At 47.3% G+C, this 21,098-nt stretch carries 28 protein-coding genes; 24 read left to right on the forward strand and 4 right to left on the reverse strand.

The window, feature by feature from the left end; translation table 11 throughout:
* Positions 1–550: 550 nt before the first annotated feature.
* Genes ACTJJS_RS10100 through ACTJJS_RS10110 form a run of 3 tightly spaced genes read left to right on the forward strand, consistent with a single transcriptional unit; the run spans position 551 to position 2,420 of the window.
* The gene (locus ACTJJS_RS10100; RefSeq protein WP_440663579.1) at positions 551–1,411 is read left to right on the forward strand and encodes a DUF4373 domain-containing protein; all 861 of its coding nucleotides are present in this window, start codon (positions 551–553) and stop codon (positions 1,409–1,411) included.
* A 49-nt stretch (positions 1,412–1,460) separates the two neighbouring features.
* Positions 1,461–2,087 (forward strand): hypothetical protein, encoded by a 627-nt coding sequence (locus ACTJJS_RS10105; protein WP_440663580.1) that lies wholly within the window; start codon positions 1,461–1,463, stop codon positions 2,085–2,087.
* A 21-nt stretch (positions 2,088–2,108) separates the two neighbouring features.
* Positions 2,109–2,420: a hypothetical protein gene (locus ACTJJS_RS10110; protein ID WP_343744201.1), complete on the forward strand. Its 312-nt coding sequence runs from the start codon at positions 2,109–2,111 to the stop codon at positions 2,418–2,420.
* A 65-nt stretch (positions 2,421–2,485) separates the two neighbouring features.
* On the opposite strand, the gene ACTJJS_RS10115 is transcribed toward ACTJJS_RS10110, so the two are convergent.
* On the reverse strand, positions 2,486–2,953 hold the full coding sequence (locus ACTJJS_RS10115; protein ID WP_440663581.1) for a hypothetical protein: 468 nt from the start codon (positions 2,951–2,953) through the stop codon (positions 2,486–2,488).
* A gap of 74 nt (positions 2,954–3,027) precedes the next feature.
* Positions 3,028–3,522 (reverse strand): hypothetical protein, encoded by a 495-nt coding sequence (locus tag ACTJJS_RS10120; protein WP_440663582.1) that lies wholly within the window; start codon positions 3,520–3,522, stop codon positions 3,028–3,030.
* Positions 3,523–3,845: 323 nt separating this feature from the next.
* Here ACTJJS_RS10120 and ACTJJS_RS10125 point away from each other — a divergent pair, with 323 nt between their 5' ends.
* The 20 genes from ACTJJS_RS10125 to ACTJJS_RS10220 all read left to right on the forward strand — a co-directional run bounded on the left by ACTJJS_RS10125 (position 3,846) and on the right by ACTJJS_RS10220 (position 19,025).
* Entirely contained in the window at positions 3,846–4,100 is a 255-nt protein-coding gene (locus ACTJJS_RS10125; RefSeq protein ID WP_168872813.1) for a hypothetical protein, read from the forward strand.
* A gap of 3 nt (positions 4,101–4,103) precedes the next feature.
* Positions 4,104–4,514: an N-acetylmuramoyl-L-alanine amidase gene (locus ACTJJS_RS10130; RefSeq protein ID WP_168872814.1), complete on the forward strand. Its 411-nt coding sequence runs from the start codon at positions 4,104–4,106 to the stop codon at positions 4,512–4,514.
* Positions 4,515–4,544: 30 nt separating this feature from the next.
* Positions 4,545–4,958: a hypothetical protein gene (locus tag ACTJJS_RS10135; protein WP_440663583.1), complete on the forward strand. Its 414-nt coding sequence runs from the start codon at positions 4,545–4,547 to the stop codon at positions 4,956–4,958.
* Between the two features lie 105 nt (positions 4,959–5,063).
* Positions 5,064–6,236 carry a DUF2586 family protein gene (locus ACTJJS_RS10140; RefSeq protein ID WP_440663584.1) on the forward strand — a complete coding sequence of 391 codons (1,173 nt, stop codon included), beginning with the start codon at positions 5,064–5,066 and terminating at the stop codon, positions 6,234–6,236.
* A 32-nt stretch (positions 6,237–6,268) separates the two neighbouring features.
* Positions 6,269–6,688 (forward strand): hypothetical protein, encoded by a 420-nt coding sequence (locus tag ACTJJS_RS10145; protein WP_168872817.1) that lies wholly within the window; start codon positions 6,269–6,271, stop codon positions 6,686–6,688.
* A gap of 39 nt (positions 6,689–6,727) precedes the next feature.
* Positions 6,728–7,039, forward strand: coding sequence for a hypothetical protein (locus tag ACTJJS_RS10150; protein WP_168872818.1), 312 nt, complete (start codon positions 6,728–6,730; stop codon positions 7,037–7,039).
* A gap of 207 nt (positions 7,040–7,246) precedes the next feature.
* Positions 7,247–9,055, forward strand: a complete 1,809-nt coding sequence (locus ACTJJS_RS10155; RefSeq protein ID WP_440663585.1) for a tape measure protein — start codon at positions 7,247–7,249, stop codon at positions 9,053–9,055.
* Positions 9,052–9,606, forward strand: coding sequence for a DUF6046 domain-containing protein (locus ACTJJS_RS10160; RefSeq protein ID WP_440663586.1), 555 nt, complete (start codon positions 9,052–9,054; stop codon positions 9,604–9,606). Before ACTJJS_RS10155 ends, ACTJJS_RS10160 begins: the two co-directional genes overlap by 4 nt.
* Positions 9,606–10,844 (forward strand): hypothetical protein, encoded by a 1,239-nt coding sequence (locus ACTJJS_RS10165; protein ID WP_440663587.1) that lies wholly within the window; start codon positions 9,606–9,608, stop codon positions 10,842–10,844. Before ACTJJS_RS10160 ends, ACTJJS_RS10165 begins: the two co-directional genes overlap by 1 nt.
* A complete protein-coding gene (locus tag ACTJJS_RS10170) occupies positions 10,798–11,262 on the forward strand; it encodes a hypothetical protein (RefSeq protein WP_440663588.1) in 465 nt (154 codons plus the stop codon). The genes ACTJJS_RS10165 and ACTJJS_RS10170 overlap by 47 nt, the downstream gene beginning before the upstream one ends.
* Positions 11,263–11,266: 4 nt before the next feature.
* Positions 11,267–11,491 (forward strand): hypothetical protein, encoded by a 225-nt coding sequence (locus tag ACTJJS_RS10175; protein ID WP_168872823.1) that lies wholly within the window; start codon positions 11,267–11,269, stop codon positions 11,489–11,491.
* Positions 11,488–11,781 carry a hypothetical protein gene (locus ACTJJS_RS10180; protein ID WP_440663589.1) on the forward strand — a complete coding sequence of 98 codons (294 nt, stop codon included), beginning with the start codon at positions 11,488–11,490 and terminating at the stop codon, positions 11,779–11,781. The genes ACTJJS_RS10175 and ACTJJS_RS10180 overlap by 4 nt, the downstream gene beginning before the upstream one ends.
* Positions 11,768–12,064 carry a hypothetical protein gene (locus tag ACTJJS_RS10185; RefSeq protein ID WP_440663590.1) on the forward strand — a complete coding sequence of 99 codons (297 nt, stop codon included), beginning with the start codon at positions 11,768–11,770 and terminating at the stop codon, positions 12,062–12,064. Before ACTJJS_RS10180 ends, ACTJJS_RS10185 begins: the two co-directional genes overlap by 14 nt.
* A 31-nt stretch (positions 12,065–12,095) precedes the next feature.
* On the forward strand, positions 12,096–12,941 hold the full coding sequence (locus tag ACTJJS_RS10190) for a hypothetical protein (protein ID WP_440663591.1): 846 nt from the start codon (positions 12,096–12,098) through the stop codon (positions 12,939–12,941).
* Positions 12,938–13,423 carry a hypothetical protein gene (locus tag ACTJJS_RS10195; RefSeq protein ID WP_440663592.1) on the forward strand — a complete coding sequence of 162 codons (486 nt, stop codon included), beginning with the start codon at positions 12,938–12,940 and terminating at the stop codon, positions 13,421–13,423. Before ACTJJS_RS10190 ends, ACTJJS_RS10195 begins: the two co-directional genes overlap by 4 nt.
* A complete protein-coding gene (locus tag ACTJJS_RS10200; protein ID WP_440663593.1) occupies positions 13,420–14,283 on the forward strand; it encodes a hypothetical protein in 864 nt (287 codons plus the stop codon). Before ACTJJS_RS10195 ends, ACTJJS_RS10200 begins: the two co-directional genes overlap by 4 nt.
* A 14-nt stretch (positions 14,284–14,297) precedes the next feature.
* A complete protein-coding gene (locus ACTJJS_RS10205) occupies positions 14,298–14,753 on the forward strand; it encodes a hypothetical protein (protein WP_440663594.1) in 456 nt (151 codons plus the stop codon).
* A 23-nt stretch (positions 14,754–14,776) separates the two neighbouring features.
* Positions 14,777–17,164 (forward strand): glycoside hydrolase family 16 protein, encoded by a 2,388-nt coding sequence (locus tag ACTJJS_RS10210; protein WP_440663595.1) that lies wholly within the window; start codon positions 14,777–14,779, stop codon positions 17,162–17,164.
* A gap of 30 nt (positions 17,165–17,194) precedes the next feature.
* The gene (locus tag ACTJJS_RS10215; RefSeq protein ID WP_440663596.1) at positions 17,195–17,443 is read left to right on the forward strand and encodes a hypothetical protein; all 249 of its coding nucleotides are present in this window, start codon (positions 17,195–17,197) and stop codon (positions 17,441–17,443) included.
* Positions 17,444–17,552: 109 nt separating this feature from the next.
* Positions 17,553–19,025 carry a hypothetical protein gene (locus ACTJJS_RS10220; protein WP_440663597.1) on the forward strand — a complete coding sequence of 491 codons (1,473 nt, stop codon included), beginning with the start codon at positions 17,553–17,555 and terminating at the stop codon, positions 19,023–19,025.
* A 17-nt stretch (positions 19,026–19,042) separates the two neighbouring features.
* Here the strand turns inward: ACTJJS_RS10220 and ACTJJS_RS10225 are convergent, their stop codons facing one another.
* Both ACTJJS_RS10225 and ACTJJS_RS10230 read right to left on the reverse strand, forming a co-directional pair.
* On the reverse strand, positions 19,043–19,408 hold the full coding sequence (locus ACTJJS_RS10225; protein ID WP_440663598.1) for a nuclear transport factor 2 family protein: 366 nt from the start codon (positions 19,406–19,408) through the stop codon (positions 19,043–19,045).
* Between the two features lie 165 nt (positions 19,409–19,573).
* Positions 19,574–19,846, reverse strand: a complete 273-nt coding sequence (locus tag ACTJJS_RS10230; protein ID WP_440663599.1) for a DUF4242 domain-containing protein — start codon at positions 19,844–19,846, stop codon at positions 19,574–19,576.
* A 365-nt stretch (positions 19,847–20,211) separates the two neighbouring features.
* On the opposite strand from ACTJJS_RS10230, the gene ACTJJS_RS10235 reads away from it, so the two are divergent.
* The gene (locus tag ACTJJS_RS10235; protein WP_440663600.1) at positions 20,212–21,096 is read left to right on the forward strand and encodes a pentapeptide repeat-containing protein; all 885 of its coding nucleotides are present in this window, start codon (positions 20,212–20,214) and stop codon (positions 21,094–21,096) included.
* The last annotated feature ends 2 nt before the right edge of the window (positions 21,097–21,098 follow it).

Here is a 21,098-nt window from a genome sequence, read left to right on the forward strand (position 1 = left end):
TGGCAATATGGTTGGCGCAAATGTAGTCAAAAAAAGGATTTACCACCATTTTTGATAACGGCCAAACGTAAAAGACAGCATTGTTCGAATGTAAACCCTCATTTTTAACCCTCAAACCACTTTATCCCAAAGACAACAAACACAATCGCTATGTCAGACAATTTAGAGATTTCCACAGCAGCACAGGCGCATTCTGTTTTTTAAAACCCCACAGCCCTTACTGTCGGGAAATACCGGTTATCCTACAATGAAAGCCGTCAGCAGAAAATGCCGGATACCACCTTTGACACAAAACTGCACGCATTTATGATATGTATTTGTTAACCCGGTTGGAAAACCGTAAAAGATATACAGGCCTCATTCCTGTACACACCAATATACGGAACGCGTTGGCTGCGTTGCAGCTGATGAATACGCACCGTAAAAAATTCAAAGCAAGAATAACTATACCTGGCTGCCAAAGGCGGCACTTTTGAAACAAGGAGTTGAAATAGACTGTGCGGGCACCCGTGGCCGGCACTGTGATTGTTTGATCAAAAACTAATATTCGATGGCAAGACCAATTGCAGAAGGATTGATGTATTTTCCTATGGACGTGGATCTTTTTGATGATCCAAAGTTGTTGATGGTAGAAGAGGAGCATGGTATTCAGGGAGGATACATTGCCCTCAGATTGTTATGCTGGATTTACCGGCAGGGATATTATACGAACTGGAACGATGAAATGTCGTACATCTTTGCCAAACGTATAGGTAACGCCGTTACCGGCGCGCTTGTAACGGCCGTGGTACATACCCTGGTTAAAAAGGGCTTTTTTGACGAGCGGATGTACAACCGGTTTTCTATCCTCACCAGTAAAGGCATCCAGAAACGCTGGCAGAAAATTATTCGTGACGCCAAACGCAAAGCGGTAATTAACCCGCTACATAACCTTATCGGTGACGTTGATCATGGTGAGACGGCATTTCTTCCGGAAGAAACAACGGCAGCAACAGCATTAATCCCACAAAGTAAAGCAGAAGAAAAAAAAGAAGAAGAAAGTAAGGAATATCCATACGGCGCTGCCGCATCGGTAAATACAAAAAACGCGGCCGGAACGGCGGACATGCCTCCCCCCGCTGCTGCCGCGTGTCCCCCCTCCGTAAGGCCCAGCCTGGAAGCGGTACAGCAATTTTTTGCCGCCGCCGGCGCCAACAACGAAATGGCCAATAAATTCTGGAACAAATGGGAAGGACTGGGATGGGTACAGGGTTATACGCCTATCCGTAACTGGACCGGCTTCGCCAATAATTTTATTGCTAATTATCACTTCAATGAGAAAAAGTATGCAACATCCGGAAAAAAGAACCTGTCAGCTCGACAGCCTGCAGGCGTTATTACCCCTGGTGTCAGAAAATTCGGGCAGCTCTGAGTTGAACAGGCCGCGCCATGACAGTGATAAACATCAATCGTCTTCCGCCATGCAATGGAACAGTCATACTTTATTCAATTTTATTTTATCACGCACCCAGGTAGTGCCGGAAGGGTTTGTGGTGGACGATATGAACCGGGAAGCGGTAAAAGCGCTGTGTTATTATTTTACAGAAGATCCCGCTTTCGAGAGAATGAATACGGACGGCCAATCGTGGAAGTTGTCTAAAGGATTGCTCCTGTTTGGCAACGTAGGTACCGGAAAAACAACCCTCATGCGGGCGTTCAATAAAAACCCCCGCCGCTGTTACCAGGTGGCGAATTGCCGACGACTCAGCGCCTTGTTCGCGGAGCAGGGACATGATATGCTTTACCGCTACAGCAGCCCGGTACCGCTGCCTACGGCGGCAGACACCTTCTACCAGCGGCAGGCCGGCATCTGCTTCGATGACCTCGGAACGGAAGAACTAAAGAAAAACTATGGTAACCAGGTAAACGTGATGGCGGAAATCATTCTCAACAGATATGATAACCAGCAAACACCCTGGCACCATACGCATATCACCACTAACCTGACGGCGGCTGAAATTGAACAGTACTATGGGACCCGCGTGAAATCCAGGATGCGGGAAATGTTTAACATGATTACCCTTGACGGTGAAGACCGGCGCAGGTAAGCAGGAAAATATCTTAGAAACATGAGAGGACAACAATCGCTCTTCAACAGCTTTGTTCGCAAGGAAGAGGAAAAAACAGTAAGAAAAGGACGTTCTGCAGATATGATCGCCCTACGGGATGAATGTTTGTTATACAGATATTATTATTACATCAAACTGCAGGGTAAAAGATATGAGGTAGCTATCCAGGAGTTATCAAAGGAATTCTGGGTGAAAGAAAGCAATATCATCTACCGCATGCAATGCAATACCAGCCGGCTGGAACAGATCATGAAACAGGAACAGCCGGCTGTTAAACAGCTGCGGCTGCAATACCCCTGGTGGACGTGGTGATGGCGGCTGTCCGGCATAAAAAAAGGACGCAGCACGCTGCGTCCTTTTTTTATGTACTGTAAATATCATTTCCCTTTTTCCTCTATCCTGATATTACCATCGTCGAAGCCGGTGTTAATGGAGATATATTCATTGCCCCGGATTACATGAGCGAGCACAGAATTAGGGTTTTTGGGAGCAAATTTGTCGTTAAAAAGCGTTTTGTAAATCTTGTTAAGATAATCTTTACTGCCATACAGGAGAACTTCGCCCACAAGCCCTGTTTCCGGGTAAACGCCATATCTGATATGCAGGTTCACCCGAAGGCTGTCCGAAGTATTGTAAAATTCATACTCATAAGTTCCTTTCGTTCTCTCTTCCGGCTCATTGTCCACAAGCAGGTTAAGTATTTTTGTTACCTGTTCATTAAATTTTAATGCCTCCTTGTAAGGAGTGCCTATGAGCTTACTATACGTTTGTGCTTTTGCGTTACTACAGATGAGTACAAACAATGCGGCCAACATAAACCGGCACATCACAGAATAAATTTTCATTTTAATTAAAAATTATATGTAGTAAAGGTAATGAATAATTTATAAACAATATGTATGCCGTTTTTATGGAATGTTTATGCCCGGAACAGAAACTCTGCTGCCGGACGCGGTGTGCTGGTGCCGGGAGGTGTTACTATGCTTTCTTCAAAGGATAGGTTATACGATAAAGTTCTTACCCGGAAATTGTCCTTTCTGTCTGCGGTATCTATTTTAGTCCGTACCAGCGGCGCGCAGTTGCCGTTGCTCCAGCCCTGTAATAACTGGTGCAATTTGGTTTCTATCTCATAATAATCTAACGCTGTTTGTTTATCGATAAAATCGGTACTACCGCTTTTGGTGACCGAAAAGGCCAGTTTACAGCTCAATATACCGCTGGCCGTCTGTTCATGTTGCGCCAGGTTTTCAAATTCAAAAGTGGTGAAATCAATGAATACACAGGGCCATACGTCCGGTTGCCCTTTGTAGTTGTCTAACTGTTGTAATTCCGGATACACGCCTTTTATTTCAGGGATGTTGGCGATAATGCGGGATTCTAATGCTGCATACATGTTTGCGAATAAACTGTTCATTTTTCTGCTTTTTAAGTGTTTAACAGGATAGTGTTCATCCTGCTGGTAAATCGGCTGTTTAATAACAGCAAATTTCCATGGAATAAGCCTCTTTTTGAAAAGTGCTTTTAATGATTGGACAGCCTGTTGCAAATGATTATACAAGGACTGTTTAATCATTGTTTTCGGATTTTTCAGGTGTCCGGATAGGTTGTTTCTTTGTATTGTAAATCACCTGGAACAATAACAGGTGCCCCGAAAGAAACCGGATATCAGTACATAAGGTGTAAACAAAAAAATGGGGACATCATGACGAATGTGAAACTGATAATAGTGGACACCGTATGGAACTACTGAATATATTATTACAAATTGATCCTGCCGGCAATATCTGGCAGCGGCTCGGAGATCAGGCCTTTTCAATATTAGTGCTGGTGGTAATTGCCAGGATATTATGGAAGCGCCAGATCAAACTGGAAGATCGTCTTACACAGTATCTGGATGAAGACAGAGACAAGATGATGGGTGTTATTGATAACAACACCAAAGTAATGGAGCGGCTGGAAGAAGTGCTGGACAGTAATCACCCCAAAATGTAGCAGATGAGGCGTATAGATTTTATTGTCATCCATTGTACGGCCACCCCGCAAGATACCAGGCCAGCTGCCATCCAGCAGTACTGGCAACAACAACTAAAATGGAAAAGTCCCGGCTATCATTACCTGATAGACAAGTTCGGCGCTTCAATACAGTTAGCAACAGAGGACCGTATATGCAACGGCGTTGCCGGGCATAATGCCCACAGTATTCACGTCAGCTATATTGGCGGCGTAGATGCGGCAAACAGGCCGTTGGACAACCGGACAGATGCACAGCGTAAAACCATGAGAGAACTTGTGTCCCGATTAAAGCGACAATACCCCGAAGCGCGGGTGCAGGGGCACCGGGACTTTCCATTTGTAAAAAAAGCATGCCCCAGTTTCGATGCGCGGAAAGAATTTGAAGATTTATAAACCCCTATACCTATGTCCTTTTGTAAAAAAATGAGATTGAAAATCAAATGGGCCTTACAGCAGTTTGACGAGCATATGGACGAATATGCAACAACGGCGCTAAACATTACCAAAGCCATAAAACGCGCACTGGAAAACCCATTGGTGGACATACTGGAATCCATCATCCCCGGGGACGCTGATACCATGCTGAAAAATAAAATATTGCAGGCCCTGGAAACAGGCATTCATGCACTGAGTATTGTACAAACCTGCCAGCAACAGGCTACGGTAGAAGCGAAGCTGCTTTGTTTTGTGACGGAGCTCAGAAAAACCTCTCCGGCACTACAAGAGGCCGTATTACAAAAGCTGCAAGGCATCCTGCTGCGCGAGCTGGACGGCAACACCAAAAAACAACATCTGTACGATCTGTTCAGCCAGGCCAAATACAGCAGTGTCAAATAACAATTTCGAGTCCAATAAATAACTGCATCCTGCCAGAAAAAAACACCAAAGGGGTGAATGGAAAAACGCGGATGTAAACAAGTACAATGATTAAAATAGACTAAAATGGGATTACCAAAAGTAGAAGTTAAATTAGGAAATGGCAACCTCGGTAGAAGCGTTGCAACTGCTGATGGTGTAGCAGGACTGGTACTGACCGGTGTGGCTGCAACAGGCCTTCCGTTAGGCACGCCAAAAGTTATCTTCGGTGTAAGCGATGCTGAAAGCCTGGGTATCACCAGTGGCAGCACCAACGCCAGCGCATACCGCCACATTAAGGAGTTTTATGACCTGGCAGGCGAAGGCGCCGAGCTGTACATCATGCTGGTGGCCGATACCGTAACACTCACGCAAATGGCCGACCTGGCAGACGCCGGCAGCGCCAAAAAACTGCTGGACGCTGCTCAGGGCCGTATCAGATTACTGGGCCTCACCAGAAAACCAGCTGCCGGTTATACACCGGTGCTGACAGACGGTATCGATAAAGACGTACTGGACGCTGTCACCAAAGCACAACAACTGGCGCTGGCTTTTGCGGCGCAATACAAACCCGTTCGCATCCTGATCGAAGGCCGGGCTGTAGATACGGAAAATATCGCCCAGTTAAAAGACCTCCGCACTTTGTCTGCCAACCATGTGGCCATTGTGATCGGCAGCACTGCCAGTGACGCGAGCGCTTCCGTAGGCCTGGCACTGGGCCGTGCAGCAGTGATTCCTGTACAGCGTAACCTGGGCCGTGTAAAAGATGGCGCGCTGCCTGTACTGGAAGCCTTTATTAACACCAAAAAAGTGGAAGACTTCACGGCTGCCGATCAGGTGCATGACAAAGGTTACATTTTCCTGCGCACGTTCGTTGGCCGCTCCGGCTATTTCTTTAACGATGACGCTACCTGCGCGCCTGTAACGGACGATTACAGCCAGCTGGCACTGGGCCGTGTGATCGACAAGGTGACGCTGATCTGCTATCAGACATACCTGGAAGAACTGAACGATGAAATTAAAGTGGATGCGCAGGGCAGGATCAATGTGGCAGTCATCAAATACCTGCAGGGTAAGATTGAGAATGCTGTTAATACTGCCATGTCAGAAGAGATCAGTTCCTTCAGCGCGTACATCAACGCGGAGCAGAACGTGATCAGCACCGGTAAAATCACCATTGCGGCGTCTGTTGTTCCGGTGGGATACACCAAACAGATTGAAGTGTTACTGGGCTTTGAAAATCCGGCGCTGAACAAATAAACCAGATTGTATAATATTTAAAAGTCTAAAATATGTTTGATAGTAAAGAATGTACCTGGGCCAATATGAAAGTGGTGGTAATGGGACAGGAGCTGACCGGTATCAGGGGCATTAAATACAAATTGTCGCAGGAAAAAGAACACCTGCATGGCGCAGGTGATGAGCCAATCGGCATCCAGCGCGGTAAGCGTACCTACGAAGGTGAAATCAAATTGCTGAAGTTCCAGTTCGACAGGCTGGTGGATATTGTCCGCCTGTCACAAGGCAGAGACCTGCTGGATTTCAGTGGCGACATCGTGGTGGCTTATGTGAAAGAAGACGGCTCGCTGCCACGCACTGACCTGATCAAAGGCTTCCAGTTTAAAGAGTTTGAAAAAGGCTGGGAACAGGGCGCCAAATTCATGGAAATCACCTTGCCTATCATTTTCATGGGCCTGCAGCAGAACATGTAATCATCCATTTGAGTATTCATCATTATCAATATTAAAATCATGACAATAGAAAAAGCGGTAAAGATCACGAATGAACACATTCAGGCCTGGAAAGAGAAATATAAAGATGTCTTCAAACTGACTGCCGCTGATGGTAAAGTCGGGTATTGCAGAAAACCCAACAGGGATGAAGTGAGCTATGCCATGACACTGATTTCAGGTGATCCGCTGGCATATCACGAAACAATTCTGAAAGCCACCTGGTTGGGCGGTGATGAAGCGATAGTGGAAGACAAGTCTTATCTCTACGGTCTGGGCGCACAGCTGGACAAACTGCTGGATGCCAAAAAAGTAGAGGTGGAAAAGCTCTAAGCGAGGCGTCCGGCGATTTTGAAAGTAATCCGCTGGGTTATATACAAACGCTGTTTGAATATTATTTGCCGCAGGTAGACACCTCGCAGCTGACGGATGCGCAGTGGGCGCAGAAGTTCGCGCAACTGCACGATATAAGGCAAAGAGAATTAAAAGGACAGTCCTTCCGATAAGGACTGGTCCGGAAAAACAAAAAAGAGTAACGATATGAGCGTAGGATTTGGAGAGATGAACGAAGCTGCTATTGCTGCGTTTGGCAAAGTGTCTGACTGGCAGCGGAAAGTGATTGCCAACAACGGCACCATGAGCATGTCTATCGGGGAAATCCAGAAAAAGCTGGAGAAAATAGAAGCCTTACGAAGCAATTCCAAATCCATGGCCTCGATTGTTGCGCTGGATAAGGTAAAGACCAGTCTGCAGGGAAGGATCGACAGTGTTAATACGTTCAGCAGCACGATCAATGAGCTGAACAAGGCCACTGCTGCTGCGAGCGCCATGGCATCGTCATCCTCCCTGCCGGGCTCCGCTGACGACACCGGAGATGCCGGAAAGAAGAAGAAGGAAAAACGTGAGTACAATTTCCCCATCGACAAGGTGATCAGCGGGGCCACTGGCCTTATCAAAATGGGCATGGACATAGAGCAGACGGAACTGGCGTTTACGAAGCTCACCGGAAGCGCAAAGGATGCCAAAGGGATGATTTCGGACCTGCAGCGTATGGGCGCCAGCACACCTTTCAGGACCAATGAGCTCATTGGTAATGCACAGGGACTAATGGAAAGCGGCGTGGCAGCGAAGAATATTATTCCCACCTTAACGATGCTGGGCAATGTCAGCGGCGGCAACAAGGAAAAAATGGCCGAGCTGGTGAAGACGTATGGCAAGATCACGGAAAGCGGCAAACTTACCGCTGATACCGTAAAAGAACTGGCTGCGGCAGGTTTTAATCCCCTGGAACAGATTGCCGCAAAGACCGGCGTTAAAGTAAAGGATTTAAAGGATAGCCTGGCTGCCGGAAAAATTTCTGCTGAGCAACTGACAACAGTGATGGCGGCGACAGCTTCCGGTAATGGCGCTTTCGCCAACGGCATGACGGCCCAGAGTGAATCCGCGACATCCAGATGGGGACAGTTCAATGATATTTTGCAAACAGTCCAGACAACTATCGGTTCTGCGCTATTACCTATTGCTGCGGATTTTATCGATAACGCCCTGATCCCGATCGCTACCTGGTTGCAAACCGCAGCCGTATGGCTTACGCAAAACGCCGACTGGTTTGGCTTTCTGGGCACGGCGATAGGGGGCCTGATCCTCGGGTATAAATTATGGACGATGTGGCAGGCGGCTTTGAACCTGGTGATGAATCTCAGTCCGATGGGCCTGATGGTAGGTATCGGCGTCGCCCTGATTGGTGTTGTCATCTATTGCTGGAACACTTTTGAGAAATTCAGAGGCGGACTGTGGGGCACCTGGGAAGCCATGAAAGCATTTATCGGGTTGATAAAGGATTTCCTTATTGATAGCCTGAAAGGAGTAGCGTCCGGCCTCAGTGGCATCGGGAAGGCGCTCATGCACATGTTCAAAGGTGAATGGAGCCAGGCATGGGAAGTGGGTAAAACAGCGGTGGCTGACCTGACCGGGGTTACCGCCATAAAGAACGCCTATAACAATGGCGGAAAAGTGAAGGCCGCATTTAACGAAGGGTATGGAAAAGGAGTCAATGCCCCGAAAATAAAACTCGGCAATCCGTTTGCCACGCCGGTGATGCCGGAAGGCTTTACAGGAGCCGGAAATACGGCTGCCGGAGCGAAGCTCAGCGGATTGGAAGGTGCTAAAAATAAAACAGAAGGGATTACCGGTGGTGGTAATAAGAATATTATCATCAACCTGCAGAAATTGTTTGATAACATCAACATTCACACTACCCAACTGAAAGAAGGGGCCAATGAGGTGGAACAAATGGTGACAGAAGCCTTCCTCCGTGTGTTAAACAGTGCAAACGCCATCAATATATGACAACCAAGTTATTATTAGAGAAGTATTTTAAGGACATCTGGAATTATAATCCTCCGCCTTTTGATATTATACATAAGCCAGGCAACGCCGCGGGTGGAAGCAAGGCCCCTTTTTATGGAAGGGAACAGTTTGGCCGCCCCTATTTTATGCCGGTAAGTATTGGCACAACACCACAGAGCAATGACCTGGTGCTCCGGAACCCGGTGATGAAAATAACCTGTCGTAAGACCATTGTGGAAACCGCCATGGTAAACCGTGCGGGTACGGTTAAGGAGCTGATTAACACAGAGGATTACAAAATCAACATCAGAGGTATCATCATCAGAGAAGATAACATGTATCCTTTGGAGGAGATCAAAGAGCTAACTGACTATTTCGAAAAGAATATGGCATTCTTTATCCGAAGTGCGTTAACCGATCTCTTTATGAAAGATGGGGACAGGGTGGTCTTTACAGATATTACCTGGCCCGAGGTAGTGGGCGTAGAGAACGTGAAGCCTTATGAAATAAACCTGATTACTGACAGTAAATTTAAACTTATTCTTGACTGATGTTCAGACTTACCTGTGAAATACGAATAGGCCGGCACCGCTTCAATGAAGTAAATGAGGTGAAAGTAAAGAGAAGCATTTACTCATTTGTGGATACTGCCAATATACGGCTACCCACTTCTGCTGTACTGTTTAAGGCAGGAGAGCTGAACACCCCTTCCTTATTGAAACCGGGAGAGAATGATATAGACAGGAAATTTACGATTACCAAAGAAGCCATTAAGGGAGTAGGACAGAGGTTGCAGGAGAATACCGCTTCATTCTTTAACGTCGGTGATCATGTAGAAATATGGCTGGGATATGACAGCGAGCTTGAACTGGAGTTTGAAGGTTTTGTCAGCAGAATAAATTTCACTACCCCCTGCGAGATCGAATGCGAAGGTTATAGCTGGCAGTTGCGAAACAAGGTGATTACAAAGGAATTTCCATGCTTAAAAAAACTGCAGGACTACCGTAAAAAAGATCCTGAAAATAAAGAACCGCCCGGGACAACTGTCAGGGAAGTATTGGAGTTCATCAGGCAAGGTACAGATATCGTACTGAGTGATAACATTCCTGATATTCCGCTGGTGAGCATGAGTTTCAACGGTGAGACAGGAACGGAGGCATTGGAAAAATTAAAAAAGGATGCCTATGTGACTATTTATTTCAACGGGCCGGAATTGTATGCCGGGCTGAAAGATATACAACTGGGAAAAAGGGCTGCCTATAAGAAAAATAGAAAATGGACGGGAAATAAGCCGGAGCCCCTGGAATATAAAGAGGTTAAAAAAACCGTGAAATATGCCATAGGGACGAACCTTGTGAGCAGCGACCAATTGCGGTTCCGAAAAGCTGCCGACGCACCGTTAAAGGTGAAGGTAATTCATTTTACCAGCAGGAACGTAGCCGAGAATGAAGTGGTTGGAGTAAAGGGAGATATCCGGACATTTTATGTGCCCCGTATAGACCCGAAAGAAGGGTTGAAGGGGGCGGCGCTCAGGATGCTGAAAGATCTGACCTACGATGGCTATGATGGAAAAGTGACGGCCTTCCTGCAACCATTTGCACTACCGGGATTTGCGGTGTCATTAACAGACCAGAATTATACCGACAGAGACGGTGAATATTTGCTCGACAGTACAGAGGTGACCTTTGGCACCGGCGGAGCCAGAAGGGTTTGTGGAATTGGCGATAAAATAACTAAGAAAGATGAACAAACAACAGGCACAACTGGTGCAGGGACTAAGAAAGCTTAGTCAAACCCATGCTACCATTATTCCGGCCAAGGTTATCGCAACAGATGAAAAAGCAGGTGTGGTGGACGTACAGCTGGCTACCGGATTAAACATTGCCAACGTTCGCCTGCGTTCCGTAACCGGTGCGCATGACGGGATAGCAGCTATTCCGCCGGAAGGTTCCAGTGTGTTGATCGGCCGTATCAATGGCAGCGATGACTATGTGGTGATCAGCACAGAAAAAATCGAAAAGGTAAAATACAACGCTGATAAAAAATACATGGAGTTTGACAAAGACGGTTTGTTGGTCAGCAACGGCAATGACACGCTGAAAAAATGCCTGGACGATCTGCTGGACGAAATCGTAAAAATCTATGCACCCATGAACAAAGCAGCGTTTGTTGCGATCAAAGACCGTTTGTCCAAAATTCTAAAATAATACCATGCCACTGAATAAAAGCACATTAGCCGCAGATATTAAAAAGGTATTCAAAGATGTAAAGGATGCTGATGCGGATGAAGAACAAAGCCTGGAGATGTTTTGCAGCAAATTGGCAGAAGCGGTGGATACCTATGTGAAAACCGCACAGATTAATTACACGGCCGGGTTAACGGCGCCCCCTAACGGGGGACCGGTAACAGGCGTTTTTAACGGTCAATTATCATGAAAGATATATTATTTAATAAAGACATCGATCTGGACATAGCCAATGGAGACCTGGTAGCTGGCTTTAGTACCCTGCAACATCAGGAAATGCTGCTGATCAATAACAAAGGCTCCTTCAAGGAGTTTCCCACCATAGGAGTGGATGCCTTCGGTTACCTGCAGGACAACAACATCGGTGACCTGCTGCGCGAACTACAAATGCAGTTTGCAGGAGACGGCATGCAGGTGAAATCAGTTGATATCAACGATAAAGGAGAACTAAATATAGACGCAGCATATGGAAACAGTTGACATTAAACCGCATCAATGCCTGTTGGACATTGCTATGCAGACAAAAGGCGGAATTGATGCCCTCTTCGGATTTGCGGGCGCTAATGAACTGAGCATTACCGATAACCTGGTGCCGGGAAAATATCTACTGGTGCCCGATGTGGAGGTGACCGACAGAAGAGTGTTTCAATATTTGAGAGATAATAAGATCTTTCCCGCCAATGCATTTACGGCTGAAGACGATGCAGCTATCAAAGGAGGCATCGGATATATGGGAATACAGATCGATTTCCGGGTAAGTTAAAACCAGGCGCAGAAACAGAACAACATTTATTATGGCAAGAACAATAACTGAAATACAGGAAGACATCATCGACAGGGTGAATACGTCCGCTACCTTGTCTGGCCTGACCAGTACCAGCAAAACAGCTATCTGGCGGATGTGGACCTATGTGGTGGCCGTGACCGTATGGGCGGTGGAAAACCTTTTCGACCAGCATAAGGCGGAAGTGACCAGCCTGATTGATGAACGCTCGCCGCATCACCTGCGGTGGTACGCCAATAAGGCAAAAGACTTTCAGTATGGCGCTGAACTGGTGCAGGACGAAGACTACTACGATACCACAGGGCTGACCGAAGAACAGATCAACGCAAGAAAGATTGTGGCCTTCTGCGCAGTGGTAGAACAGACAAGAGGCCTGAAAATGAAAGTGGCTAAAATGAACGCCGTTGACCTGGCCCCGTTGACAGCGACGGAACTGGATGCCTTCGGGGAGTATATGCAGCGCATCAAGGATGCCGGCGTAAACCCGCTGATCGTGGAAAGCCGTGAAGCTGACAGCCTCAAACTAACGCTGAAAATCTACTATAACCCGCTGGTGCTGGACAAAGACGGTGCCCGTCTGGATGGCACGGACTCAGAACCGGTACTGACTTGTATCAAAACCTACCTGAGAAACCTGCCGTTTAACGGTGTATTTGTATTGTCTTACCTCGTGGATGCGCTGCAAAAAGTAGATGGTGTCGTGATCCCTCACATTGTACAGGCGCAGGCTAGCTATTCCGACGTACCATTCACCGCATTTGATGTAAAGTACAGTCCGGATGCCGGCTACCTGAGAATAAAAACGCCGAAGGACGATTTGCATGTTGAATACCTCCCACAAAGTGTGATTATATGAGCAGGATTTATGAAATAGACTTTCCCAAACTGGTGAGATTACTGATGCCGCCCCGGCTGCGTAAAATGAGACATGTGGCATGGCTGCTGGCACTGTGCAACCCCGTGAATTATTTGTATCAGCAATTCAGGCGCAACCGGGACGCTAACCTGTACCGGTTAAAAATAACACCGCAGGTAGTCTATCTGGAACGTCTTTTAAACGACCGGTACGACATTTCGCAAAGAAGAATTAAAATTTCTGACGGGATGATCTACGAACCGGTTTTTCTCTACCAGGAAATTGAACAAAAACCGGTATACCTGTGGCAGGAGTCCGAAAATAAGCCACTGTACCTGTATACGGAAGAAGAGGTGGGAAGCAACCCCGTGAGTTTTTATGTGTTCACTCCCCGTAACCTGTACTTCGATGAAAACGAAATGGGCGCTTTAATCAATAACTACAAATTAGCTGGTAAGACTTATAAAATACAAAGAGCATGAACAGAATAGAAGAATTAACAAACCTAGGCGGATTCCCGATGACCCAGTATACGCTGGACTTTATGCAGAAGTCTTACCGCGAATCTTTGGGCGCACTGGCCCGGTTGGTAGGTAGTGCAGTAATTGTGTCGGGAATGGAAGAAACCGGCAGCACAGTGGCTAACGGATGGATCAGTTATAACGGTGAACTGCTGCCCTTTATTGGCGGGCCCAAACAATCCACCTGGATTGTGGAGGAACTGGCAGAGCCCCGGAAATTTGCCGACCTGGTAGACCGGAACGTTTATTTTACCCGACAGGCACGTTTTGCTGCCGGCGGCATTGCCTACAGCAGCCTGCAACGCATCGAAACCCTGCTGGGGTTAAAAAACACCATCACATCGCTGGAAACAAGGCTTGGCCAAAGAATAGACAATGTCTGGAAAAGAGGGGACGTAATAGAAATTGATTGCAGCAAGCCGTATTTACAGGCCAATTTTGACAGTACCGGTTTAGGTATTAATGAACGGACCGGATGGGCTGTTTGTAATGGCGCCAACGGCACCAAAAACCGTGGCGGACGATTTGCTGTAGGTTACGATCCCCTACAGTTTGACTATAACGATTTCGGAAAAACCGGCGGTAAAGACTGGGTGTCATTAACGGCCGAACAGAATGGGCCTCACACCCACGGCTATGCTTCCCCTCATCAGGACAATAATACCTGGGGAGACGGCGCAGAGGAAAACGACTACGGACCGGGATGGTTAATAAACCCCAACAGGCTTGGTTATAACGGTACCACCAGTAGTTCAGGATATGGGTACCCGCACGAAAACCGCCCGCCGTTTTTCGTGACCCTCTGGATTATGAAACTTTAAAAAGGAAAAATATCATGGCCATTCAATCAAGAAATAAGCTGAAGTCCTGGTTCCAAACAGGCGCTTATCCAACACAGACGCAATTCTGGGAATGGATAGACAGCTTTTTACATAAAGCAGAAGACCAGATCGGTATCGATAATATCACCGGCCTACGACAACTGCTGGCTGCAAAGGCTGACCAGGAGGCATATACCACGCTCTTTCAACTGCTGCAGGAAACGATAGTCCGTACCACAAAAATAGTGCGGACCGATATCACCAGCCCTTTGTCTGACGACGACCTGAACACCCAATACCCCAAAGCGGTAAAAGGTACACAGGTAATTTGTCCTAAAATTAATGGTGGCGGCGAATTATATGAAAAGTATGATGACGAAAACTATCTCTGGTTCCGGTTGTATATGACTAAGGGCGCGGGTAACAGTCCGGGCGTGATCGGCAGTATGGAACTGAATAATTTCGTTTAACGGACACTGTTAAAATTTATTACATGAATTTTGAGCTTAAGAAAATCAATTGGATACCCGGTAAAGAGGCTACGCAGTTGCAGGTGATGACACTGAAAGTCCGGGAAGCAAAAGCCGCCGATGTGGAGAGTAATTATACAACCATATCCAACGCGCTGATGGTATTGCCTGACGGAACAGTGTTTAACCCACCCGCTATCAGTGACTTAAAGAGTGGTGAGAACTATGTCTTCAGGCTGATCAACAACGACCCCGCCGGCGGCAAGCTGGATATGACGGTCAACGTGCCCACTGAATTTAAAACAGCTGACATTCCGCAGAAATATTATCATAATTCAGAACTTATTTATAATAAACCGGCCGGCGGCTTCAGGGATGCCATGCTGCCACCCAAAATAGGCGCATATTATTCGCTGGAATACGCTATGAGGGACTGGTTTGGAAATTTTTCCAACTGTAGCTCGGCCGGCAACACGGTAAAGGTGCTGGACCATATCGGATTGAAAGTTGGTAAAAAAGGAGACGGGATTGTTGTGCCCATAACCCTGGCGGATATTACCAGCAACACCGGAAACAAATATTATTCCATCGGCGTACACTTTTATGTGGCGGCAGCAGACCTGCCTGCCACCGGCGAATGGCCGCTCATCTCAGTAATGGCCGCGGCGGAAAACGGGATATATGTGTATGTAGACTGTGCGACGCGTAAAATCCACTGGCGACAGAAAAGCGCTTCCGCAACAGAGGAGATGATCAGTAACGGGACCATCAACCCCGACAGCTGGAATAAAATACTGGTGTTCAGAGCGGCGGACCCGGCACAGTCCAAAATGTGGCTCAACTATGTGGACGCTGCCACCGGACAGTTCAGCAATGCTTCCGCCTTTGTGGACAACAATTTGCATAACCTGGAAATCGGCAATAAAACGGTAGATAACAGCACTGTGATGAGCGCGGTGGGCGGTGTGTTCAAATATGTTTACTTCACCGATATCATCATGGATGGTAATATTGCCGGAAAGTATCAGGACCCGCCATATCCTATCGGTATTTTGGAGGACATTACTGACCCGGCCAACAAATACCAGATACTCCGGAAGAACATGATCGTACTGAACAACGATCGTATTGTATGTACCGTACCTCCTGACGCTCCGGTGGGCCGCCGGAAGTTTTACATCCAAAACAGCTCAGGCGTGACTGCGCCGATAGACATAGAGATATTGCCCGATGCAAAGGCATTGGCTCCAATAGTCGCGGATTTTGAAAACAACCCCACAGAGGCCGGACGTACCGTGGTCAATGCGTTTTACCCGATGGCAAAAGCCTGGGGTGGCGCCAATGGTGGTGTGGCACCTGAAAACATCTACATACAGGACAACCTGCTGGTGTTTGAGGCGCATGGCGATGCTTATGATGGAGAGTTACAAGGGTACAACAGGGATGGCAGCCCCAAAGTACATGATATCCCGAATGATCCCAGGTACGGTGCGCTATGGACGCAGAGAGTAGGCGCGGTGATGTCTACGAAGGAATATTGTGGCTATGGCAGTTTCAGGATTACAGCGAAATTACCGGAAAAGATCGGCGTGGCGCCCGCGTTCTGGACTTTCCACTACGGGGAAGTATATCCGCAGGACCCACGCTATGAACAACTGCTGGCACAAGGTCTGCGCCGGCAGGGAAGCTACGAGGACGGCTACTACATCGTGGAAAACAATGAAATTGATATTGAGCTGCCCAGCCACAACGCCATGTACGTTTTTGCTACAGTGGCGGAAATGCTGACGCCTAACTACAACATCGTATGGAACGGCGAACTGGTGGCAGTGGCCAATGATCCCGATACCGCCAAAAACGGCACCTGGAAACTGATCAATGCCGCAAAGCCCAATCTGGCAGAGAGCTGGGTAAAAATCAATGATGAGATACAACGGCTCTATCAACCTACGAAGTTCAACATGAAATGTAATAACTGGAAAGGTGAACTGGGAGGCGGTAACGGCTTTACGTTCGGCACAGACCCTTTCCAGGACGAATACCTGGCCATGCTGACAAGCCTCGACAAAAACGTATGGGATGGCCAGTTTCATGAATTCCGGTTCGACTGGTATGCAGACAGGGTGGAGTTTTTTGTGGACGGTGCAAGGGTACAGGTGAACAGTCATTTTGTACCAGACGTGCCAGGCAGGTGGACGGTAGGTCTTTGGTTTCCGTCAAAACCTGACCGTAATGAACCCTGGAAGGTAGACCCGCTGGGCGCCTGGGCCGGTCCTGTGGCAGACTGGAGATACCAGAAAATGCTGGTGAGCCGTATGTCCTTCGAACCGTTTACAGACACGGTGGCCGGCGGCGCCAACAGATTGGTGGGAGAAACCTATCCCTTTGCCGGCTTTAAACAATTTGTATAATACTGTTACCCCCAAATAAAATATTCAATCATGAAGAAGTTATCCGTTGAAATCTTATCGAACAAAATCATTCACGCTAAATGGGAAGAACCGTATTATAACGCTTCCGGTGAAATGATAGGATTCGGAAACCCGGTGCGCCGGGCACTGTCGCCAGACTCATTGTTGGACAGAGAATTCGTTGGACAGGAAGGCGGAGAGCTGCTGGCTTATGCCAATATCGCCTGGAAAGACCTGCCACTGCCGGTTGCGCCGGAAAACGGCAATGCCGGCATGTAATTCCGACAGACCTATTGTTAATGTTATCCCTTTATACGAACTGTAAATAATTCAGCATATACCGGTATCATCGGTTAGATGATGCCGGTTGGCTGTCTCAATAAAAACTATGGCTTTACAAAACAGAAACAGGCTGAAATCCTGGTTTGAGACAGGAGATTATCCTACCCAACAACAATTCTGGGATTTGATGGACTCTTATTTCCATTTGACGGAAGACCAGCTGCCCATTGATAATATAGCCGGACTACGGGCAATACTAAACGCCAAGGCTGACCAGGAAGCCATTGCCAATCACGTGGCCAGCCAGAACAATCCGCATAACGTGACGAAAGCCCAGGTGGGGTTGGCCAATGTGCCCAACGCGGTCTCTGATGCTACTGACCAGAATGCGTCCGATGTGCTGGCAACAAGTGCGGCTGTTTACCAGTTGAACAGTAAAATAAGTGAGCAGGCCGGCGCCATCAAAGCCGAAATGGACAATAAGCTGCAAACAAAAGCCAGTCTGGACAGCACAACCGGCAAGATAGTAATATCACAACTGCCGGATGCCGTTTTAGGCAATGTGAAATTTAAGGGCTTTTATGCCACCGTAAAAGATCTGATCAGCTCTTCGGATACAACTATCGATGGGCAGCCGTTACCCGCAGCCGGTGCCGCCAATCTGGGTTGGTATTTTCTGATCAATGAAGCCGGGAACAATAACGGCGAAGCCTATAAAACCGGTGACTGGATCATCAGTAACGGGACTGCCGGCTGGAAGAAAGTCAGCAACACTGATGCAGTAGTGTCGGTGAACAACAAAATAGGAGCGATAGTATTGGACAAAACAGATGTGGCGTTAGGCAATGCAGACAATACAAAGGATATTGACAAGCCCGTCAGCACTGCCCAGCAGGCCGCATTGAACACCAAAGCGAACAACACGGATGTCGTTCACCTCACAGGTAACGAAACTGTGGCGGGTGAAAAGACGTTCGGCAATTTCGCCTTTTTCAATTCGTCCATTTGTTTAAATAAATCTGATGGATATAAAAATACGGGCAATGGATACGCTATCTACGGCAGCAGCGCCGGGCTGGCAATTAAAGATTCGGCATTGTCTTACGACAGCTTCTTCAAATTTTCCAATACAGGTGCCCGTACCTTTAACTTCCCGGATAAAAGCGGTACGATCGCTTTGGCAACGGACGTCCCGGCTTATGAAGACGGTACCTGGGTACCAACACTCGACCCGCTCAATTCCTCCCCGGATTATAAAATATGGCGGCTGGACCAGGCAGGGTATGCCAGAATCGGGAAAATGGTCATTATCACGCTGGAAATTTTATTGCAGCGAATTCAGGTAACAAACGGCCTGACGAATCTTATTGTTTTCAAAGGCCTGCCATTTGCGCCTGTATCTACTTCATTACGTGGATTTGACAATGCCAGCGCTGCAAGCAGAGATGATACAAGTGTGAAACGTTATGCAGATGTGACCAGCCTGAATTTTATCCGGTTTTGGGATAGCGCGTACAACACGGCAAAACTGGATGATATCGTATGGATCAGGCATCTTCACACCTATATGAGCGTTTAATGCAGGGATAAGCTCACCTATCCATGATACACACGGGAAGCAACAATGAGCCCGTCCGTTATTTCCAGCACTTCCGCAACCCGCATGTCCGGTTCAGCGGGCACCTGTCTGATGTATTCCATAAAAACGCGTTTTTCGTTGGCGGTGAGGGTATTTATCTGGTAATGCAATTCAGGAAGCCTGTCAAAAGCGTCCTGCCACCATTTTCTTAACGCTTCCTTGCCACTCACAAGACCATTGCTTTCCGGTTGATGTATTTTTAGCTTGGGGCTGTAATGCACTGCCTGGTCGTGATATAGGGACAGTAATTTTTCAAGGTTACGTTCATTAAAAGCATTAAGCCAGGTTTGTGCAATGAGTTCGAGGTGGTTGTTTGCCGACATAAGGAATGTTTGGAAATATGATGGTCAAAAGTAGGGAAAGTTCGGGGATATCGGCGCTCAAAGGGGAATAGGCCACAGGAAACATGGATTGGTGACAGACGGAATTATCCGGGTCACCAATCCGGTTACCTGTTACAACAGCTACAGACGCCCTTGCCGTGATTGTTATTCTGCGGTAGTAGGGTCAATGACGCCCGTTACTTCACTGATCGAATTGGCAGGAAAGCCTCCCTGTTTGGCGTGTTCACGGACCATCTCTTCATTGGGCGCGATATAAATGCAATAAATCTTATCCCCGGTCACATAACTGTGTACCCATTGGATTTCCGGGCCCATGTTCCTCAGAACACCGCAGGATGTTTGTGAGATGGCTTTTAGTTGCTCTCCTGATAATTTGCCGGCACCAGGGATTTCGCGTTCAATAACATACTTAGGCATAAAGCAGGGGTTTAAATGTTTATCACATGACGTTTAATTTTCCTCGCTATCGGGGCTTTGGCAGGTTCTGGCGTATTGTGGCGGGACAATGGAGAAACAAAAAATGTACATCCTAAAGGTACAATTATCTCAGATAACCCGGCTGGCAGGATATTTTCCTGCCAGCCGGGCTTGTTATAATGGACAATCGCTCTGATTGGCGCTCAGAGCTCCTGAGTTTATAAACTGCTCAAATTCAATTATATACTACCGGTGGTTGTTGTATTACAACTGTAAGTGGCAACATTACAACTAACGGGAGCGGTTGTTTTTCCGTTTCTGAAAAAGAACCCCAATACCTTTGCTGTATCGAAAAAACACTTTCAATGGAAGCAAAGATCATCGGCAATAAAATCGCCAAAGCACGAAAAGAGGCTAATATGTCCCAGGCGCAACTGGCTCAACAGCTGTTTATCAGTCCGCAGGCTGTCGGAAAGTGGGAGCGGGGAGAGTCTGTTCCGGACATTATTACCATGAACCGGCTGGCACCTATATTAGGGGTGGACCTAAACTATTTTTCCGAACACTTCCTGTCGGCCAGCACAGATGCTGTAGCCAGGGAGTTTGTGGAAGAGCCGCCAGCCGCAAAGCCGGAAAACAAGCACAGCTGGGACATGTCCATGGGAAATTGGGTGGATGCCGACTTCTCAGGACTAAAGCACCTGCATGAAAAATTCAGTTCTTCCAACATGCAGCGCTGCAAATTCATCGGAGCTGACCTGTCGGGACTGCTGCTGAGGGGCAATCATATTGTCAGCTGCGACTTTTCTGAGGCTGATATCAGCAACAGCCAGTTTCAACATTCCCACCTGGACACCAATCTGTTTAAGGAATGCTCGCTGAAGGCCGCTGAGTTTTCGGGAAGCCATATTAAAAGCTGCAATTTCTCCGGCGCGGATTTAACCGGGGTGGTTTTCAAATCGAGCAGTTTCCAGAAAAACACCATGGTCAATGCAGTATTGAGCGGTACCGCTTTTATCAGTTCCTCGGTTGCCGACCTGGTTTTTGAAGGGACGTTAACGGACTGCGCTTTTGACAACTGCGGGTTTTCCAGGGTGACCTTTCAGAATTCAACACTCATCAACACTTTCTTTAAATGCAGGAGCCTGAAACAACTCCGTTTTGTGGATTGCCAGGCTGACCGTATCACCTACGAATTCCTGAAAAGCGGGAAAGCGGACGTGAGTGGCATCACATTGTTAACAGCATAGAA

The organism is Chitinophaga sp. 22308, from assembly GCF_052045305.1.
Lineage (GTDB): Bacteria > Bacteroidota > Bacteroidia > Chitinophagales > Chitinophagaceae > Chitinophaga > Chitinophaga varians_A.

Bases quoted from the DNA above. Each gene is read 5' to 3' on its own strand.
- ACTJJS_RS10100 (WP_440663579.1), top strand. From the start codon at position 551: ATGGCAAGACCAATTGCAGAAGGATTGATGTATTTTCCTATGGACGTG.
- ACTJJS_RS10125 (WP_168872813.1), top strand. From the start codon at position 3,846: ATGGAACTACTGAATATATTATTACAAATTGATCCTGCCGGCAATATC.
- ACTJJS_RS10180 (WP_440663589.1), top strand. From the start codon at position 11,488: ATGAAAGATATATTATTTAATAAAGACATCGATCTGGACATAGCCAAT.
- ACTJJS_RS10195 (WP_440663592.1), top strand. From the start codon at position 12,938: ATGAGCAGGATTTATGAAATAGACTTTCCCAAACTGGTGAGATTACTG.
- ACTJJS_RS10120 (WP_440663582.1), bottom strand. From the start codon at position 3,522: ATGAACAGTTTATTCGCAAACATGTATGCAGCATTAGAATCCCGCATT.
- ACTJJS_RS10215 (WP_440663596.1), top strand. From the start codon at position 17,195: ATGAAGAAGTTATCCGTTGAAATCTTATCGAACAAAATCATTCACGCT.
- ACTJJS_RS10225 (WP_440663598.1), bottom strand. From the start codon at position 19,408: ATGTCGGCAAACAACCACCTCGAACTCATTGCACAAACCTGGCTTAAT.
- ACTJJS_RS10130 (WP_168872814.1), top strand. From the start codon at position 4,104: ATGAGGCGTATAGATTTTATTGTCATCCATTGTACGGCCACCCCGCAA.
- ACTJJS_RS10175 (WP_168872823.1), top strand. From the start codon at position 11,267: ATGCCACTGAATAAAAGCACATTAGCCGCAGATATTAAAAAGGTATTC.
- ACTJJS_RS10155 (WP_440663585.1), top strand. From the start codon at position 7,247: ATGAGCGTAGGATTTGGAGAGATGAACGAAGCTGCTATTGCTGCGTTT.
- ACTJJS_RS10160 (WP_440663586.1), top strand. From the start codon at position 9,052: ATGACAACCAAGTTATTATTAGAGAAGTATTTTAAGGACATCTGGAAT.
- ACTJJS_RS10210 (WP_440663595.1), top strand. From the start codon at position 14,777: ATGAATTTTGAGCTTAAGAAAATCAATTGGATACCCGGTAAAGAGGCT.
- ACTJJS_RS10145 (WP_168872817.1), top strand. From the start codon at position 6,269: ATGTTTGATAGTAAAGAATGTACCTGGGCCAATATGAAAGTGGTGGTA.
- ACTJJS_RS10170 (WP_440663588.1), top strand. From the start codon at position 10,798: ATGAACAAACAACAGGCACAACTGGTGCAGGGACTAAGAAAGCTTAGT.
- ACTJJS_RS10200 (WP_440663593.1), top strand. From the start codon at position 13,420: ATGAACAGAATAGAAGAATTAACAAACCTAGGCGGATTCCCGATGACC.
- ACTJJS_RS10205 (WP_440663594.1), top strand. From the start codon at position 14,298: ATGGCCATTCAATCAAGAAATAAGCTGAAGTCCTGGTTCCAAACAGGC.
- ACTJJS_RS10185 (WP_440663590.1), top strand. From the start codon at position 11,768: ATGGAAACAGTTGACATTAAACCGCATCAATGCCTGTTGGACATTGCT.
- ACTJJS_RS10150 (WP_168872818.1), top strand. From the start codon at position 6,728: ATGACAATAGAAAAAGCGGTAAAGATCACGAATGAACACATTCAGGCC.
- ACTJJS_RS10230 (WP_440663599.1), bottom strand. From the start codon at position 19,846: ATGCCTAAGTATGTTATTGAACGCGAAATCCCTGGTGCCGGCAAATTA.
- ACTJJS_RS10220 (WP_440663597.1), top strand. From the start codon at position 17,553: ATGGCTTTACAAAACAGAAACAGGCTGAAATCCTGGTTTGAGACAGGA.
- ACTJJS_RS10105 (WP_440663580.1), top strand. From the start codon at position 1,461: ATGCAATGGAACAGTCATACTTTATTCAATTTTATTTTATCACGCACC.
- ACTJJS_RS10235 (WP_440663600.1), top strand. From the start codon at position 20,212: ATGGAAGCAAAGATCATCGGCAATAAAATCGCCAAAGCACGAAAAGAG.
- ACTJJS_RS10140 (WP_440663584.1), top strand. From the start codon at position 5,064: ATGGGATTACCAAAAGTAGAAGTTAAATTAGGAAATGGCAACCTCGGT.
- ACTJJS_RS10115 (WP_440663581.1), bottom strand. From the start codon at position 2,953: ATGAAAATTTATTCTGTGATGTGCCGGTTTATGTTGGCCGCATTGTTT.
- ACTJJS_RS10135 (WP_440663583.1), top strand. From the start codon at position 4,545: ATGAGATTGAAAATCAAATGGGCCTTACAGCAGTTTGACGAGCATATG.
- ACTJJS_RS10110 (WP_343744201.1), top strand. From the start codon at position 2,109: ATGAGAGGACAACAATCGCTCTTCAACAGCTTTGTTCGCAAGGAAGAG.
- ACTJJS_RS10165 (WP_440663587.1), top strand. From the start codon at position 9,606: ATGTTCAGACTTACCTGTGAAATACGAATAGGCCGGCACCGCTTCAAT.
- ACTJJS_RS10190 (WP_440663591.1), top strand. From the start codon at position 12,096: ATGGCAAGAACAATAACTGAAATACAGGAAGACATCATCGACAGGGTG.